Source organism: Pseudomonas veronii, assembly GCF_002028325.1.
Taxonomy (GTDB): Bacteria; Pseudomonadota; Gammaproteobacteria; order Pseudomonadales; family Pseudomonadaceae; genus Aquipseudomonas; species Aquipseudomonas veronii.
This window is the reverse complement of the sequence record NZ_CP018420.1, coordinates 1,668,441-1,684,286: the sequence shown is the minus strand read 5'-3', so window position 1 is coordinate 1,684,286 and position 15,846 is coordinate 1,668,441. Positions and strand designations below refer to the sequence as shown.

Below are 15,846 nucleotides of genomic sequence, written 5' to 3'. Positions count from 1 at the left end.
TGCGGGATTCGGGCCGCGCCAGCACGCGGCCGTGTCGTCGGTTAGAAATTGACCTGGTCGCGCCCCTTGAGCCCGAGGATGTCCCGCGCTTCATCCGGCGTGGCGACGCGATGGCCGAGGGCTTCGATCACGCTGCGAATGCGCCGTACCTGATCGGCGTTCGAAGCGGCCAATTTGCCCGGCCCGTCCCACAACGAATCTTCCAGGCCGACCCGGGCATGGCTGCCCATGGACAGGCCCATGGTCGCCAGCGGAATTTGCCCACGCCCGGCACCGAGGATCGACCACACATAATCGTCGCCAAACAGGCGATCGGCGGTACGACGCATGTGTGCCAGGTCTTCCGGGTGCCCGCCGATGCCACCGCGCAGGCCGAACACCGATTGGATGAACAGCGGCGGCTTGAGCAGGCCACGTTCCAGGAAGTGCGCGGCGGTGTAGAGGTGGCCGATGTCGTAGCACTCGATCTCAAAACGGGTGCGGTTCTCGGCGCAGGAATTGAGGATGTGGGCAATGTCGCGGAAGGTGTTGCGAAAGATCCGGTCGTCACTCTCTTCCAGGTATGGACGCTCCCAGTCGTGCTTGAACTCGGTAAAGCGGTTGAGCATTTCGTACAGGCCGAAGTTCATCGAGCCCATGTTCAGCGAGGCCAATTCCGGCTTGAACTGCATCACCGGCTGTAGGCGTTCTTCCACGCCCATGGTCGGCGCGCCGCCGGTGGTGATGTTGATCACCACGTCGCTGGCGGCCTTGATCTGCGGCAGGAATTCGGCGAACAGCGCGGGGTCCTGGCTGGGGCGGCCGTCGTTGGGGTCACGGGCATGCAGGTGAACAATCGCCGCGCCGGCTTCGGCGGCGCCGATGGCGGCGGCGGCAATTTCCTCGGCAGTGATGGGCAAATGCGGCGACATCGACGGCGTATGGATGGCACCGGTCACGGCACAGGTAATGATCACAGGACGTTTTTTGGACATGACGATTCTCCGACTTTTATTCTTATGAAAAAAATCCTGGGTACAACTCGAGGTTCTTCCTTGGCGACTGGCGCCGCGTCCTACAGGTACTCGACGTTACCGTCGACACTGATCGCCTGGCCGGTCACGTTGCGGGCGGCGGGCGAACAGAGGAACAGCGCCATGGCCGCGACGTCTTCGGCGGTGACCATGCGTTTGAGGGAAATTTTGTTGAGGTATTCCTGGCGCATCTCGGGTTCGGGTACTCCGACCTGCTCGGCACGGGCGCGAATCACCGCGTCCATGCGCGGGCCTTCGACGATGCCAGGCAGCAAGGCATTGACGCGGATGTCACTCTCGCCCAACTCCGAGGCCAGGGATTTCATCAGGCCGACAATCGCCCACTTCGTCGCCGCATACGGCGTGCGCCACGCGTAGCCCAGACGCCCGGCCACCGAGGCGATATGCAACAGATGGCCGTGGGACGATTGCTTGAGCATCGGCACCGCATGGTGGGCAAAACGGTATTGCGCGGTCAGGTTGATGTTGATGGTGGCTTGCCATTCGGCGTCGCTGATCGCGTCGATACCGCCAGTGGGGCCGGCGATGCCGGCATTGTTGACCAACACGTCGAGGCCGCCGAAATGCTCGCGCTGCACCTCGAACACCGCCGCGATCTGCGCGGCATCACTGACATCGGCGCGGGTGGCGACGCTGCCTGGGTATTTGTCGCGAAACGCCGCCAGGGCCGGTTCGCTGACATCACACACATGCACCTGGGCACCGGCTTCAAGGTACGCCGCAGCCAACACTTCACCGATGCCGGCAGCCCCGCCGGAAATCAATACACGTAACCCAGGATAGGGCTGTAGCCGCTGTAGGACACTCATGCACGTTTACCTCCTGAAGCAGACGACCGCGAACGGTCGTTCTTGACGAGCAGGCGCGCCAGGGAATCGGCGGCCTGCATGATGTCATCGGTCACCGCCGCCCGTGCGCCAGCGCCGTCGCGGGCGGCCAGGGCTTCGACGATGCGCGTATGCGCCTCCATCGAGCGTTGCAGGTGAGCTTTATCGGGGGCGACCAGGGCAAAGCACGGCCCCATGTGCAGCCAGAAATTCTCCACGGCGGCCATGGTCAGTTCGGCCTGGGCCACTGCGTAAATCCGGCGGTGGAAGGCGAAGTTGGTCCACAGGTAGCGCGACACATCGACTTCGTCGGCGGCGTGCTGCATTTGCTGGCACAGGTCGGTGATTTCGTCGAGGTCGGTTTTTTTCAGGAGCAATACCGCCTTCTCGGCCAGCAAGCCTTCCAGAGCAACCCGCGCATCGCGGATTTCGCGCAGGCGCTCGACCGTCATCATGCGGACCCGCAGACGCGAGGTTTCGGTGACTTCAAAGGCGTTTTCGGCGCTGAGGCGTTGCAGGGCTTCGCGCACCGGCATCGGGCTGGAGCCGAGCGCTTCGGCCAGGCCACGGATGGTGAGTTTCTGGCCAGGCTGGAAACGGCCACTCATCAACGCTTCGCGGATCTGGCGGTAGACCTGGTCTTGCAAGGTATCGCGGGACACCTGGCGCAGGGTGGGCAGGAGGAGCGGACCATCTGTCATGAGGCAAACCTGTGTTGTGGTTCTTATGCCTCCAATATGTGATCACAAATCAAATATGTCAAATAGTTTGCCTATTCCCGAGAAACGCCCGTTGCACATGTGGGAGCGGGCATGCCCGCCCCCACCGATCACGCATCAGGGTTTCAGCGGAATTTCCCGATCCCGCTCCGAAAGCTCCGTGCCGTCGTCGGGATGCTTCCAGGTCTGCGGCTTTTCTTCCTCCAATTGCCGCCTGCGTCTCTCCTGCTCCCGTTCGTCCCGCTGTTTCTGTTCGTCAGTCATAGGCACCCCCGACCGTAAGAATTGGTTACGCCTGCAAGCATAGAACAAGGACGCCACCGTGGGCCTGCACTGACCACTGATAATCAAAACGCATCAATAGATCAAAAATATTCACTTATCATTTCTAAATGTGTCAGCCACTATCCTTGGCCTTAAGCGAAACAAGCACTTTAAAAAGAACGCTGGAGACACAAAAGCATGACTAGCCCTACCCGCCCCGACTCTGCCCGTTCGAAAATTGGTGCGGTTTTCCGCGTTACTTCGGGCAACTTCCTCGAACAGTTCGACTTCTTCCTGTTCGGCTTCTACGCCACCTACATCGCTGCCGCGTTCTTCCCCGCCGCTAATGAGTTTGCGTCATTAATGATGACCTTTGCCGTGTTCGGCGCGGGCTTCCTGATGCGTCCGTTGGGTGCGGTCATCCTGGGTGCCTACATCGACGATGTGGGGCGGCGCAAAGGGTTGATCGTGACGCTGTCGATCATGGCCAGCGGTACGCTGCTGATCGTGCTGGTGCCGGGTTATCACACCATTGGTCTGTGGGCTCCGGCGCTGGTGTTGCTCGGCCGTCTGCTACAAGGCTTCTCGGCCGGTGCGGAACTGGGCGGGGTGTCGGTGTACCTCGCTGAAATGGCCACCCCCGGCCGCAAAGGTTTCTACACCAGCTGGCAGTCGGGCAGCCAACAGATCTCCATCGTGGTCGCCGCCGCGCTGGGCTATGGCCTGAACGTGTGGATGCAGCCGTCGGTCGTGGCCGACTGGGGCTGGCGCATTCCGTTCGCCGTCGGTTGCGTGATCATTCCGTTCATCTTTGTGCTGCGGCGCAACCTTGAGGAAACCGAAGAGTTCGCCAACCGCAAACATCGCCCGAGCATGCGTGAAGTGCTGGCGACCCTGGCGAAAAACTGGTCCGTGGTCATCGGCGGCATGTTGATGGTGGCCATGACCACCACCGCGTTCTACCTGATCACCGTGTATGCGCCGACCTTCGGCAAGACCGTGCTGCAACTGACCACGTCCGATGCGTTGCTGGTGACCCTGTTGGTGGCGATCTCGAACTTTGTCTGGCTGCCCATCGGCGGCAGCCTGAGCGACCGCTTCGGGCGCAAACCGGTGCTGGTCGCGATGACCGCGCTGACGGTGCTCACGGCTTATCCGGCGCTGTCCTACGTGGTAAACGCTGCGAGCTTTGCGCATATGCTGGAAACCCTGCTGTGGTTCTCCTTCCTGTACGGCATGTACAACGGCGCGATGATCCCGGCGCTGACCGAAATCATGCCGGTGGAAGTGCGCGTGGCGGGCTTCTCCCTGGCCTATAGCCTGGCGACTGCGGTCTTCGGCGGTTTCACTCCGGCGATCTCCACCTGGTTCATTCACGTCACCGACGACAAAGCCTCGCCGGCCTACTGGTTGATGTTCGCCGCCCTGTGCGCCCTGTGCTCGACCCTCGCGCTGTATCACCGCGCCAATACCCGCGGGCAGGTCATGCAAGAGGCGGCGCAATGAAAGCGCTGTCGCAAACCCTGACGGCCCTGGCCCTCGGTGCCCTGGCACTGACGGCCCAGGCCGAACAACTCAAGGTGATGACCTCCGGTGGCTTCACCGCTGCCTACACGCTGCTGGGCCCGCAATACGCCCAGCGCAGCGGCGACACCCTCGACACCGTCCTCGGCCCGTCCATGGGCAAGGCGCCGGAAGCGATTCCCAACCGCCTGGCCCGTGGCGAACACGCGGATGTGGTGATCATGGTCGGCTACGCCCTGGATGAGCTGATCAAACAGGGCAAGGTCGACAAAGCGTCCCGCGTGGAACTGGCGGATTCGCGAATCGGCCTGGTGGTGAAAGCCGGCGCGGCCAAACCGGCCATCGGCACCGATGCCGAACTCAAAACGGTGTTGCTCAAGGCCAAGTCCGTGGCGTATTCGGACAGCGCCAGCGGCGTGTATGTCGAGAAGGAACTGTTCAAGAAACTCGGCATGCCGGCCAAGGGCACCATGATCGAACGCATCCCCGTGGCCGAACAGGTCGCCAAGGGTGACTACGAGGTGGGCTTGCAGCAGGTGGCGGAACTGTTACCGGTGCCGGGGGTGACTTACGTCGGCAAGATCCCTGAAGACGTGCAATCGGTGACGCGCTTCGCCGCGGGTATTCCAGTCAACGCCGAACACCCGGCGCAGGCCAGGGCGCTGCTGCACTACCTGGCCTCGCCCGAGGCGCAACCAGTGGTGCAATCCACCGGCCTGGACTCGGTGTCACGCTGACCGAAACGGCAGCTCCCGCACCAACCGCTCCAACTCCAGCGCCGCCGGCGGCAACGTCCGCCCGCGGCGCTTGATCAAGCCCACATTGCGCATCACCTGCGGTTCCACCAGCGGCACACTCAGCAGGATCGGGTGTTCAGTGCCCGGCATGGCAATCGACGGCACCATCGCCACACCCAGCCCCGCCTCGACCAAGCCGATCATGGTGGTCACGTGGTGCGTCTCGCAAATACTCGGCTTTTTCACCCGCACGCCGCGCAGGGCCTGGTCCAGCAGAAAACGGTTGCCCGAGGTTTTGTCCACCGTGATGTAGTCATGCTCGTAGGCCTCGGCCCAGCTCACGCTGGCGCGCTCGGCCAGCGGGTGATCGCGGCGGCAGGCCAGCACATAACGCTCCTGAAACAGCAACTCGAACTCCACCTCATCGGCCAGGCTGCCGCTGAAACTCACGCCGAAATCCGCCTCGCCGCTTTCCACCGCATTGCACACCTCGCCGGCACTGGCATCCAGCACCCGCAGGCGAATCTTGGGGTAGAGCTTGTGGAATGCCGAGATCACGTGAGGCATGAAGTAATACGCGGTGGACGGCACACACGCGATGGTCACATCGCCCATCCGCGTGGAGGCGACGTTGCTGATGCCCATCAGCGCGATGTCGAGGTCGTCGAGGATACGCTCGACCTGCGGCAGGAAGGCGCGCCCGACCATGGTCAGGCTGACGCGGCGCGTGGTGCGCTCGAACAGCTTCACGTCGAGGGCGGTTTCGAGCTTTTCGATGCGTCGGCTGAGCGCCGGCTGCGAGATCCGGATGGCATCGGCGGCGCCGCGAAAACTACCCTTGTCTACTACGGCGCGAAAGGCTTGGAGGTCGTTGAGGTCGAAGTTGATGATCACGGTAGGAAGCCAGTGGGAATCGGGATGGAGGGCATTATCGTATGGCAGGTGACGGGGCGCCATGTGCGTAAGGACCGGCGCCCGGATACGCCAGGTTGTCAGCATGAAACTGCGCAGTATGGCGCGTTTCGACGGCCTGCGAACCTGTCAGGAATGACAGTACCGCTGGTCTTGCGCAGTGTTGACGACGGGCTGGCGCGGGGCTTTTATTAAGCATGTCGCACTGCGTCGGTGCGCAGTAGGACATCAGGGTTTAGAGGATACGAACAATGAGCGACAGACAGAACGGCACGGTGAAGTGGTTCAACGATGAAAAAGGCTATGGGTTCATCACTCCGGATAGCGGGCCCGACCTGTTCGTACACTTCAGGGCGATTGAGGGCACTGGATTCAAATCATTGAAAGAAGGGCAGAAAGTCAGCTTCGAAACGGTAAAAGGGGAAAAAGGCATGCAGGCGGACAAAGTCCAATTGATCAGCTGATAAGCCCGCGACTCACCGCGTCACCCCGCCCACCCTGGGCCATGTATTGCACTGAAAATGGAGAACGGCCATGTCCAGAAAGACTCCACAGACTGCAATCTTCATCAGCAGCGAAACTGCCGCCCACGATGCACAGGACGTTTTCTTTCGCAGCAGCACCGCCCAGGGTGGTCAGGTGCTGCGCGAAGGGCAAACCGTCACCTACGAATTGGAACGGGGGCCGGGGGGCGAGTGGCAAGCGGTCAATATCAGGATCGTGGAAGAACCGACGCTGAATTAGCGCCATCCTGCGCGCCGCCACTCGCGGCGCACTTCACTACAGCTGAAAGCGTGCCACCGCCTCGTTCAGTGCGACCGCCAGTTGCGCCAGTTCCCGGCTCGCGCCGTTGATCTGCCCGGCGCCGGAAGACGATTGCGCCGACAAGTCGCGAATGTTGACGATGTTGCGATCGACTTCCTTGGCGACCTGGGCCTGCTCCTCGGCGGCGCTGGCGATGACCAGGTTGCGCTGGTGAATCTGGTCGATGGAATCGGTGATCTGGCTCAAGGCACCGCCGGCGCCTTCCGCCAACGCCAGGGTGTCGGTGGCGCGTGCGGTGCTCGACTGCATCGAGGTCAGTGCGTGGTCGGAACCCGCGCGCATGGCGCTGACCATCTGGTCGATTTCCAGGGTCGATTGCTGGGTGCGGTGCGCCAGGGCGCGCACTTCGTCGGCCACGACCGCAAAACCGCGTCCGGACTCCCCGGCCCGCGCCGCTTCGATGGCGGCATTGAGGGCCAGCAGGTTGGTCTGCTCGGCGATGGAGCGAATCACGTCGAGTACCTTGCCGATATCCCGCGATTGCTCGGCGAGGTGTTGCACCAGGGTCGAGGTCTCGCCGATGTTGCTGCTCAGGGCTTGAATCGCGCTGACCGTTTCGCCCACGCGATGCTGGCCTTCGCGCGCCGTTTCATTGGACACCCGCGTGGACTCGGAGGTGGACACCGCGTTGCGCGCCACCTCGTCAGCTGCGGAAGTCATCTCATTGACGGCAGTGGCGGCCAGCTCGATTTCCGCGGTCTGCTTTTGCAGGCTGCGGCTGCTTTGATCGGTGATGCCGTTCAGGTCGGTAGCCGACGACGCCAACTGCCCGGCCGACTGGCGAATCAGCTGCAAGGTGCCGCGCAGGCTGGCTTGCATACTCTGCAGCGCCACGAGCAAGCGGGTCACTTCGTCGTCGCCGGTCACCGCCACCGTTTCGGTCAGGTCGCCACGGGCGACGTTTTCCGCGGCCCGCACCGCATGGCTCAGCGGGCCGACGATGCTGCGTGTCAGCAGCCAGGCCAGCGCCACGGTACTCAAGGCGGCCAGGAGCACAAAGCCGAAGACCATCGTGCGCGAACGGCCATACTGCGCCTCGGCCGCCTGCCCCTGTTGGTTGATCTGCGCGTTGTAGTAGTCGGCCAATGCGTTGAGCTGAGCACCGGAGCCATCGACCACGGTTTTCATATCCACCAACAGCAACTTGTTGAGCTCAGCCCCCTGTTGCTGGTCGGCCAGCGCAAACGAGCGGGTCAGCCCTTGCTGGTACTGGCGCAGCGAGACCTGGAACTGCTCATACAACGCGCGCACTTCGGGGCTGTCGATCACGGCGTCGAGGTCGGCCAGCTTTTTGCTCAGGTCCTGGCTGCGCGTGTCCATCTGGCTGCGGTATTGCGGGACGCTTGCCGGGTTCGGGTCCAGCGCCATGCGCAAAGAGATGGTCCGAATGCGCAACATGATCTCGCGGATATCCGAGACCAGACGCATTTTAGGCACCAGCCCACGCTCGACCTGGACTGCACTTTCACGAATGCTGGCCATGTTCGAGAGCGCAAAAAAACCGAGTACGGCCACCAGCAAAGCAATCAGGGCAAAACCCAGGCCCGCGCGACGGGCGATGGACAGGCTACGTAAGGACATTTTTCGAGGCTCTTTTATTAGTGATCAGATGTCATACAAGAGCATTTCGGCCGCCAGGATCAGGACTTTAGAGACGTCATCCATTTCCCCGCGTGCGCCTGCGATCAGTCATGCAGGATTACAGGGAGATTTGCGTATGCGGAAAAATCCCTACACGGGAAAGAACCTGATCTCTCCATCTGAAACGAAAAAGCCTGCAGAACGCTCGGTTCGGCAGGCTTTTCGCTGCGGGCATCGGTTAACCGCCCTCAAGCGCACCCGCACGGGGTTGACGCTCGAACCGCGACTTCACACGCCTTGTCGAGCCATCGACTACTGACAAGTCCCACCTTTGTGGTGCGACCCCGTGCCCCCGACCGGATGTGTCCCCTTCGGACACGCCGCGGCAAAAAACGGGCTACACGCCAACACCACCAAAACCCCGACCAATAACAGCTTCTTCATACCATCCTCCGTGATCGTCACGACATATGATGGCACAAAGATATCACACCTCCACAAAACCGATACTCGGTTACTTCGCCCAAGCCTGCGGGCCGCTGAAGAACGCCTGCGCATTGCTGTCCAACGTCTCCAGGTGATACCCGCCCTCCTGCACGATCACACAGGGCAACCCCAGGCCGCGGATGTGCTCACCCAAGCGCGCAAACCCGTCCCGCGTCACCGCGACTTTGCTTTGCGGGTCCAGTTCGTAGATATCGAAGCCCAGGGAGAGCACCAGCACATCCGCAGAAAAGTCCTTCAGCGCCTTGAGGGCCAGTTCGAGCTGTTCAAAGAACACCGCCTCGCTGGCACCGTGGGGGATCGGCAGGTTGAGGTTGAAACCTTCGCCGGCCGCGTTGCCGCGCTCGTCGGCAAAACCGGCGACAGCCGGGTAGAAGTTGGTCGGGTCGCCGTGGATCGACACGTAGAGCACGTCGTCGCGGTCGTAGAAAATCTCCTGAATGCCTTGGCCGTGATGCATATCGGTATCCAGCACCGCGACGCGCTGGAAGCCTTCGCGCAACACCTGCGCCGCCACCGCGGCATTGTTGATGTAGCAGAAGCCGCCCGCCGCATCGAAGCGTGCGTGATGACCGGGGGGGCGACACAGCGCGTAGGCGGCGGGCGCGCCATCGAGGACGGCCTTGGCGGCAGCAACGGCGCTTTGGGCCGACCAATAGGCCGAGCGCCAGGTCCGTTCGCCGACCGGGCAACTGCCATCCGCCAGGTAGCGTGCGGCTTGGGCGAGGATGCCGCGCAGGGCGTTGGGTTCACGCACGAAGATGTTGGACATGACTTCGTCGCCCCACTCTTCCGGGATTTCCTTCCAGCGCGGGTAAGCCTCCTGAAGGAATGTCAGGTAGGGCGCAGCGTGTACCGCCAGCAGCGGCTCAAGGCCGTGGTCCTCGGGTGACACAATCTCAAACCCCAGGGTTTGCGCGGCCCGCAGCAGATTGCGGGCGCGCTCGGGGACTTCCTGCGGCGTTCGCATCTGGCCACGGGAGTAGTAGCTGCGCGGATGATGCAGGAGTTGTTCGGGGTGGAAGAACGTTTGCATGGGAATCTCCTGAGTGAACACGCTGCCGGTGGGCGCTGGCTTGCCTGCGGCCCGGCAGGTCGTCTTCAGTCGTCCTGAATGAGGCGGTCAGTTGGCTTGGCCGGCACGTTTCAACACGGCGTTGAGTAAAACATCGGCGCCCTGGCGCACGTCCTCGGGCAGTACGTCTTCGGCTTCGTTGTGGCTGAGGCCGCCGACGCAGGGGATGAAGATCATCGCCGTCGGGCAATAGCGTGCGAGGTGGATGGCATCGTGGCCGGCGCCGCTGACGATGGGCTGCTGGCTGTAACCCAAGGCGTCCACCGCCGCTTGCACGCAGGCCACGCATTCGGCATCGAACGGCGTCGCTGGGCTGATCCAGTGAGGGCTGATGGTGACGCTCAGGCCGCGCTTCTGCGCGATGGCCTGCAAGCGCGCCCTGACCTGCTGCTCCATCGCCTCAATGTCGGCGTCGCGGTGATGGCGCAGGTCGACGGTGAAGGTCAGCAAACCGGGAATGGTGTTGCGCGAAGACTTGGCAATGCTCAACTCGCCGACGGTGGTGAGGCCCTGGGGGGCGAAATCCATGGCGAGGCATTCCAGGGCCTGGATCATTTTCGCGGCGCCATACAGCGCGTCCTTGCGCAGCGGCATCGGTGTGGTGCCAGCATGCGCGGCCAGCCCTTCGACCCGCACATCGAGCCAGCGAATCGCCTGGCCGCCGCTGACCACGCCGATGCTCTTGGCGTGGTCCTCAAGGATCGGGCCTTGCTCGATATGGGCTTCGAAATACGCATCCACCGCCCCGCCCAGGGCACGCTCGCCGTGGCAGCCGATTGTGCGCAAGGCGTCGGCCACGCTGATGCCGTCGGCATCGGTGGTGGCCAGGGCTTGGTCCAGCGCCAAGGTACCGGTGAACACGGCGGAGCCGAGCATGGCGGGGGTGAAACGGGCGCCCTCCTCGTTCGTCCATACCGCGATTTCCAGCGGCTTGCGGGTCTGGATGCCATGGTCGTCGAGGCTGCGCATCACCTCCAGGCCGGCCAGCACGCCGTAGACACCGTCAAAGCGGCCGCCTTCCGGCTGGGTGTCGAGGTGACTGCCGATCATCACCGGCGCGGCGTCCTTATCCGTACCGGCACGCCGGGCGAACAGGTTGCCGATGGCGTCCATGCTCAGGCTCAGCCCGGCGGCCTTGCACCAGTGGCTGAACAGCTCGCGACCGGCGTGGTCTTCAGCGCTCAACGCCAGGCGGCAACTGCCGCCGCGCGCGGTCGCGCCGACTTCGGCCATGGCCATCAGGCTGGCCCATAGACGCTCACCCTTAATCTTCAACATTGCACCCGCTCCATTAAACACCAGGGGCCATTTCCAGGCGGTGGGCGGTGGCGTGGCGGCGCGACAAGGCCAATACGCTCACCAGCGAGACCGCCGCGATCAGGCTGTAAAACACTGCCATCGGCCACCATTGGCCTTGGTATTCGTGGGCCAGCCAGGTGCCGATCAACGGCGTCAGGCCACCGGCCAGCGCACCGCACACCTGATAGGCCAGGGAAATCGCGGTGTAGCGCACGCGGGTTTCAAACAGGCCGCTGACAAAGCCCGCGATCACCGCATAAAACGAGGCCATGCACACCACCGCCAGGGCGATGCCGAGGATGATCAACGGCGCCTCACCGCTGCTGACCAGTACGAACATCGGGTAAGGCGACGCCATCGCCAGCACCGTCATCGCGCAGAGGAAACGCGTGGCGCCGACCTTCTCCGCGACCCAAGCCGCCAGGGGCTGTACGCAGAACTGGATGATGGCGACGACGAACAGGCACTCCAAAATCAACGAGCGCGGTAGGCCCAGTTGCTGAGTGCTGTAGGCAATCATAAAAGTGTTGGTGAAATACACGCCGGCGATGCCCAGGGTGTTGGCACCGATGCACAGCAGCAGCGGGCGCCAGGCGGTCTTCAGCACCTCGATCACCGGGGCCTGGTCCGGCTTGAGCGCCCGCGCCTTTTCGGCCAAGGCTTTGTCTTCGAGGAACTCAGGCGACTCGTTCACCCCCAGGCGAATCGCCAGGCCAACGATCAACAGCAAGGCGCTGGCCAGGAACGGCAGACGCCAGCCCCAACTGAGCAGGTCTTCTTCGGGCAAACGGGTCACCGCGCTGAACGCCAGCAGCGACAGAATCAAGCCCGCCGGGCTGCCCAACTGGGCAAAGGAGGCAAAGAAATTGCGGCGGCCCTTTGGCGCGTGCTCGCCGGCCATCAACACCGCCCCGCCCCACTCGCCACCGACGGCGATGCCCTGCACGATGCGCAACAGCACCAGCAGGACCGGCGCCGCGACGCCGATCTGCGCGTAGCTCGGCAACAACCCGATGCACACCGTGACCACGCCCATCATGAGCAGAGTGATCACCAGCGACTTCTTGCGGCCGATGCGATCGCCGATATGCCCGAACACAATGCCGCCCAACGGCCGCGCGAAAAAGCCCACGGCAAAGGTGCCGAACGCGGCCATGGTGCTGAACAATTTATCTTCGGAAGGAAAAAACAGCTGACCGAACACCAACGCGGCGGCGGTGGCGTAGATGTAAAAATCGTACCACTCGATCATGGTGCCGATGAAAGCGGCGGCCGCAGCACGGCGAGGCTGGGGCGAAGCGGAAGGCTTCATGGGGCGGGCTCCTTTGGTTATTTTTTTGGCAGGAGAAAGGTCGAACGCATGCGCTCTGATGACGCTTGTTGAGGGTGATTTATCGTCGCGGGGCTATGATTAGTCAATTTTCTATTTATTATTCCAATTATAAATCCTGCTTATTATTGAGCCGCGCCATGCCCGAAACCCGTCGCGATATTCACCCGCTGCTCAACGACCGCCTGGACTGGAACCTGCTGCGCACCTTCCGCGTCATTGGCCAGGAACTGAGCATCAGCCGCGCCGCCGCACGCCTGCACCTGACTCAGCCGGCCATCAGCCAGGCCCTCAAACGCCTGGAAGAACAACTCGACTGCCAACTCATCGCCCGCCGTGGCCCGCGCTTCGTACTGACCGAGGCCGGCGAACAGATCTTCGCCATCGCTGGCGAGATGTACGGCCAGGTCTCGCAGATGAGCAACGCCCTGCAAAAACCCGGCGATGAAGTGATCGGCAAAGTGCGCCTGCTGATGATCAGCCGCATCAACTCCAACACCTTCGATGAGTTCCTGGCCGACTTTCACCGCGAACACCCGCGGGTCGACCTGGAGGTCGAGGTAATGCGCAGCTCCGACATCGTCGCCGCCCTGCTGGAAAAAACCGCCACCCTGGGCCTGAGCCTCAACCGCCGGCCACAGCCGCGCCTGGAACAACATCTGTTCCTGCACCAGCGCTATGGTTTTTTCTGCGGCAAACACCACCCACTGTTCGGCCGCAGCGGCTTGGCCGAAGGGGACTTGCAGTCGGAAAACTTCGTCAGTTTTACCAGCGACCAGATCGGCGGGATGCTCTCGCCGTTGACCATATTCCGCGATCAGCAGGGGTTCAGCGGGCGGATCGTGGCGTCGTCATCCAGCCTGGAAGAAGTGCGCCGCCTGGTCATCGCCGGGTTTGGCCTGGGCTGCCTGCCGATTCATGTGGTGGCGGAGGATGTGCAGAACGGACTGCTCTGGCGATTACCGCCGGACGAGGGGATTGCGGATGTGGATATCCATGTGTTGTGGCATCGGGAGCAGAAGATGAGTCGCGCAGAAACAGTGTTTATCGACAGTCTGTTGACTCGTCTGGCGCGGTAGTCGAATGTATTTAGCGATTTATCAGACGGTTCTCTCAGGCGAACTCAATAGGGCCTTGGCTTGTTCATCCTGGACTTCGGCGAACTTTGTAGACTCTTTCCTCGTCAACTAAAGTTCAGCTCGTTGAGAAAATCGTTTTTGCTTCGCCGATTAATGACACCTGTCACACCGGCCAGGCCGAACTTTAAAAAAGTTCATCAATACCAACGAACACATCTCTGATGCACTCATCTAGCAGCAGGAACAGAAATAACATTATACATTCCTATACTTAATGAAGCTTAAACAACCACCTTCAAAAAATAATGAACCGCGCCTGACTCTACTCAGTATCCTGCGCCACCTATCAGGTGAATTGAACCGAGCACTGCTATGGCTCTCGATTCTTCAAGATCCTTTTTGCCGCGCCAATAATTTCTTTCAGCGACGTTTCATCTGCTTGATAGGCAATGTCGCATAGGCAGTGGCGAAGGTTCGCGGCGGTTGGTTCAGCGTGATCCCGGCTCGTGAAAAAAGCATCCAGTCCTACGCCCAGGACGTCAGCGATTCGCTCCAACATCTCGATGCTAGGGGCGTATTCGCCCCTCTCGTAACGACTCACTGTCATCGACTCACACCCCAGTGCTTCGGCAAGGGCGGCCTGTGTCCATTTATTGTCTAGTCGTAAGTGCTTGATTCGCTTGCCTATACGTATAGTGGCACTTTGCTTCATCTGAAATATCACTTAAAATCAAATGCTTACACCTATTCACCTCCCCAGGAAGATCATAAAAAGGCTAGATTGCTATTATTTTCTAGCCAATTTCAGTATAGTCATTTTTTGACTATCTGAACGATGTTGAATTGCTAAGGAATTTTCCCATGGACGCCGAAAATTATGCCTGCCGGAAAATGCGATTGATTTTTGGTGCCTGCAGGTACCCGCGTTTGAGAAGCACCCAGCATTTATTTGTCGTTACAGGTCAAAAAACACCGCTCCTATTGCCTATGGTTGGGTAACTGGGGGGTAAACGTTCATGCTCACACCTTCCCACCTTCAACAACTGACACGACAAGGCATGATCGAACAGGCGTTACGCCAGGTCGATATCGAGCACGAATTCAGCCTGGTTTTTCAGCCGGTGATTGATTTGCGCAGCTGGCGCACCGTAGCGTTCGAAGCATTGGCACGCTGGAACAGCCCAGAGCTAGGTGACGTGCCTCCCGGCCAGTTCATTCCGATTGCCGAGCGGATCGGCCTGATAAATCGCCTGACCACTCACCTGCTCGGCAAGGCATTGCTGATTGCCTCTGACTGGCCCCGCCACATTTGCCTTTCTTTTAACTTGTCCGCGCACGACTGCGCTTCAGACGAAATCGCCGGACAAATAATCGAAATCATCAAGGCCAGCCATTTCGACGCCAGGCGACTGGACCTGGAAATAACCGAAACAGCGATCATGCAGGATGTTGTTAAAGTGCAACATACTATTGACAGGTTCTGTCGGCTAGGTTGCGGAGTGGCCCTTGACGATTTCGGCACTGGATACTCCAGCCTTAGCCAACTACTTTCGCTGGCGCTCACTAAAATAAAAATAGATCGAACCTTTATTACTGGCATTGACGAAAACCCCACCCGCTACAAAATTGTAAAGTCTCTAGTTGCTTTGAGCAGTGACATGCAACTGGAATGTATAGCCGAGGGCGTGGAAACTCGCGAGGAATTGGAATCCTTGATTAGCCTGGGTTGTTTTTTTGTCCAAGGTTATTACTTTTCGCAGCCCATGCATCATTCGCACATAGATAATTGGCTCAAAGACAATTGAATGGTTCGTGGCATGTCAAAAATTCAATGTCGAGCGCTGACTGAAGTGCAGACCTTCGCAAGGTTTCTCTAATATCCAACCCGGTGCGAAGTGGCTAAACCTGGAAGCGTCCTTGCATTTTCTGGTCAACTGCAGCCCAGAGATCCAGGCAACGGATTCCTCAGGCGCGGTGGCCTTGGTTTGCTCGGATAAACCGCCAGCCTTGCGCGCTTCGCTCATGGTCTCCTCGGCCTGTTTGCTGAAGGTGCCGGAGGCACACTCCAGCCCGGAGGAAACCTGTTTGAACTGGTCGCGGGTGGTGTCGGACATGGGTTATCCTCCCTGTAGGGTA

Annotated in this window: 16 protein-coding genes and 2 pseudogenes; 6 read left to right on the top strand and 12 right to left on the bottom strand. The window is 60.7% G+C overall.

Translation table 11 applies throughout. From position 1 onward, the window contains the following. Positions 1-41: 41 nt before the first annotated feature. The 4 genes from PverR02_RS07740 to PverR02_RS32265 all read right to left on the bottom strand — a co-directional run bounded on the left by PverR02_RS07740 (position 42) and on the right by PverR02_RS32265 (position 2,844). Positions 42-974, bottom strand: a complete 933-nt coding sequence (locus PverR02_RS07740; protein ID WP_017848720.1) for a BKACE family enzyme — start codon at positions 972-974, stop codon at positions 42-44. Between the two features lie 80 nt (positions 975-1,054). Next, on the bottom strand, positions 1,055-1,843 hold the full coding sequence (locus PverR02_RS07735) for an SDR family oxidoreductase (protein WP_026140238.1): 789 nt from the start codon (positions 1,841-1,843) through the stop codon (positions 1,055-1,057). Further along, positions 1,840-2,562 (bottom strand): GntR family transcriptional regulator, encoded by a 723-nt coding sequence (locus PverR02_RS07730; RefSeq protein WP_046384352.1) that lies wholly within the window; start codon positions 2,560-2,562, stop codon positions 1,840-1,842. Before PverR02_RS07730 ends, PverR02_RS07735 begins: the two co-directional genes overlap by 4 nt. A gap of 135 nt (positions 2,563-2,697) precedes the next feature. Further along, positions 2,698-2,844: a hypothetical protein gene (locus PverR02_RS32265; protein ID WP_017848717.1), complete on the bottom strand. Its 147-nt coding sequence runs from the start codon at positions 2,842-2,844 to the stop codon at positions 2,698-2,700. Positions 2,845-3,042: 198 nt separating this feature from the next. Here PverR02_RS32265 and tcuC point away from each other — a divergent pair, with 198 nt between their 5' ends. Then, positions 3,043-4,350 carry an MFS transporter gene (tcuC, locus tag PverR02_RS07725; RefSeq protein WP_057004984.1) on the top strand — a complete coding sequence of 436 codons (1,308 nt, stop codon included), beginning with the start codon at positions 3,043-3,045 and terminating at the stop codon, positions 4,348-4,350. Beyond that, positions 4,347-5,105, top strand: a complete 759-nt coding sequence (locus PverR02_RS07720; RefSeq protein WP_079443058.1) for a substrate-binding domain-containing protein — start codon at positions 4,347-4,349, stop codon at positions 5,103-5,105. Before tcuC ends, PverR02_RS07720 begins: the two co-directional genes overlap by 4 nt. On the opposite strand, the gene PverR02_RS07715 is transcribed toward PverR02_RS07720, so the two are convergent. Next, positions 5,097-5,999, bottom strand: a complete 903-nt coding sequence (locus tag PverR02_RS07715; protein WP_017848714.1) for a LysR family transcriptional regulator — start codon at positions 5,997-5,999, stop codon at positions 5,097-5,099. The two genes, PverR02_RS07720 and PverR02_RS07715, sit on opposite strands and share 9 nt — an antisense overlap. A 269-nt stretch (positions 6,000-6,268) precedes the next feature. Here PverR02_RS07715 and PverR02_RS07710 point away from each other — a divergent pair, with 269 nt between their 5' ends. Both PverR02_RS07710 and PverR02_RS07705 read left to right on the top strand, forming a co-directional pair. Continuing rightward, a complete protein-coding gene (locus tag PverR02_RS07710; protein ID WP_079443057.1) occupies positions 6,269-6,481 on the top strand; it encodes a cold-shock protein in 213 nt (70 codons plus the stop codon). Positions 6,482-6,551: 70 nt separating this feature from the next. Next, positions 6,552-6,761, top strand: a complete 210-nt coding sequence (locus PverR02_RS07705; protein WP_046384355.1) for a cold-shock protein — start codon at positions 6,552-6,554, stop codon at positions 6,759-6,761. A gap of 36 nt (positions 6,762-6,797) precedes the next feature. Here PverR02_RS07705 and PverR02_RS33040 read toward each other — a convergent pair whose 3' ends face one another. The 5 genes and pseudogenes from PverR02_RS33040 to PverR02_RS07685 all read right to left on the bottom strand — a co-directional run bounded on the left by PverR02_RS33040 (position 6,798) and on the right by PverR02_RS07685 (position 12,613). After that, positions 6,798-7,661: a methyl-accepting chemotaxis protein gene (locus PverR02_RS33040; protein WP_370737569.1), complete on the bottom strand. Its 864-nt coding sequence runs from the start codon at positions 7,659-7,661 to the stop codon at positions 6,798-6,800. Then, positions 7,656-8,423: pseudogene (locus PverR02_RS33035) on the bottom strand (MCP four helix bundle domain-containing protein); the annotation flags it as partial. The gene PverR02_RS33040 and the pseudogene PverR02_RS33035, both read right to left, overlap by 6 nt. 514 nt (positions 8,424-8,937) lie before the next feature. After that, entirely contained in the window at positions 8,938-9,963 is a 1,026-nt protein-coding gene (locus PverR02_RS07695; RefSeq protein WP_079443055.1) for a histone deacetylase family protein, read from the bottom strand. An 87-nt stretch (positions 9,964-10,050) separates the two neighbouring features. Further along, positions 10,051-11,280 carry a Zn-dependent hydrolase gene (locus PverR02_RS07690; RefSeq protein WP_079443054.1) on the bottom strand — a complete coding sequence of 410 codons (1,230 nt, stop codon included), beginning with the start codon at positions 11,278-11,280 and terminating at the stop codon, positions 10,051-10,053. 13 nt (positions 11,281-11,293) lie between these two features. Beyond that, positions 11,294-12,613 carry an MFS transporter gene (locus tag PverR02_RS07685; protein ID WP_079443053.1) on the bottom strand — a complete coding sequence of 440 codons (1,320 nt, stop codon included), beginning with the start codon at positions 12,611-12,613 and terminating at the stop codon, positions 11,294-11,296. Between the two features lie 158 nt (positions 12,614-12,771). Between PverR02_RS07685 and PverR02_RS07680 the strand changes: the two genes are divergently transcribed. Next, entirely contained in the window at positions 12,772-13,710 is a 939-nt protein-coding gene (locus PverR02_RS07680) for a LysR family transcriptional regulator (RefSeq protein ID WP_079443052.1), read from the top strand. Between the two features lie 370 nt (positions 13,711-14,080). Here PverR02_RS07680 and PverR02_RS33030 read toward each other — a convergent pair whose 3' ends face one another. Next, the gene (locus tag PverR02_RS33030; RefSeq protein ID WP_057004978.1) at positions 14,081-14,422 is read right to left on the bottom strand and encodes a helix-turn-helix domain-containing protein; all 342 of its coding nucleotides are present in this window, start codon (positions 14,420-14,422) and stop codon (positions 14,081-14,083) included. Positions 14,423-14,720: 298 nt separating this feature from the next. On the opposite strand from PverR02_RS33030, the pseudogene PverR02_RS07670 reads away from it, so the two are divergent. Continuing rightward, positions 14,721-15,515, top strand: a pseudogene (locus PverR02_RS07670) (EAL domain-containing protein); the annotation flags it as partial. Between the two features lie 15 nt (positions 15,516-15,530). Here PverR02_RS07670 and PverR02_RS07665 read toward each other — a convergent pair. After that, entirely contained in the window at positions 15,531-15,824 is a 294-nt protein-coding gene (locus PverR02_RS07665) for a hypothetical protein (protein WP_079443050.1), read from the bottom strand. Positions 15,825-15,846: the final 22 nt, after the last annotated feature.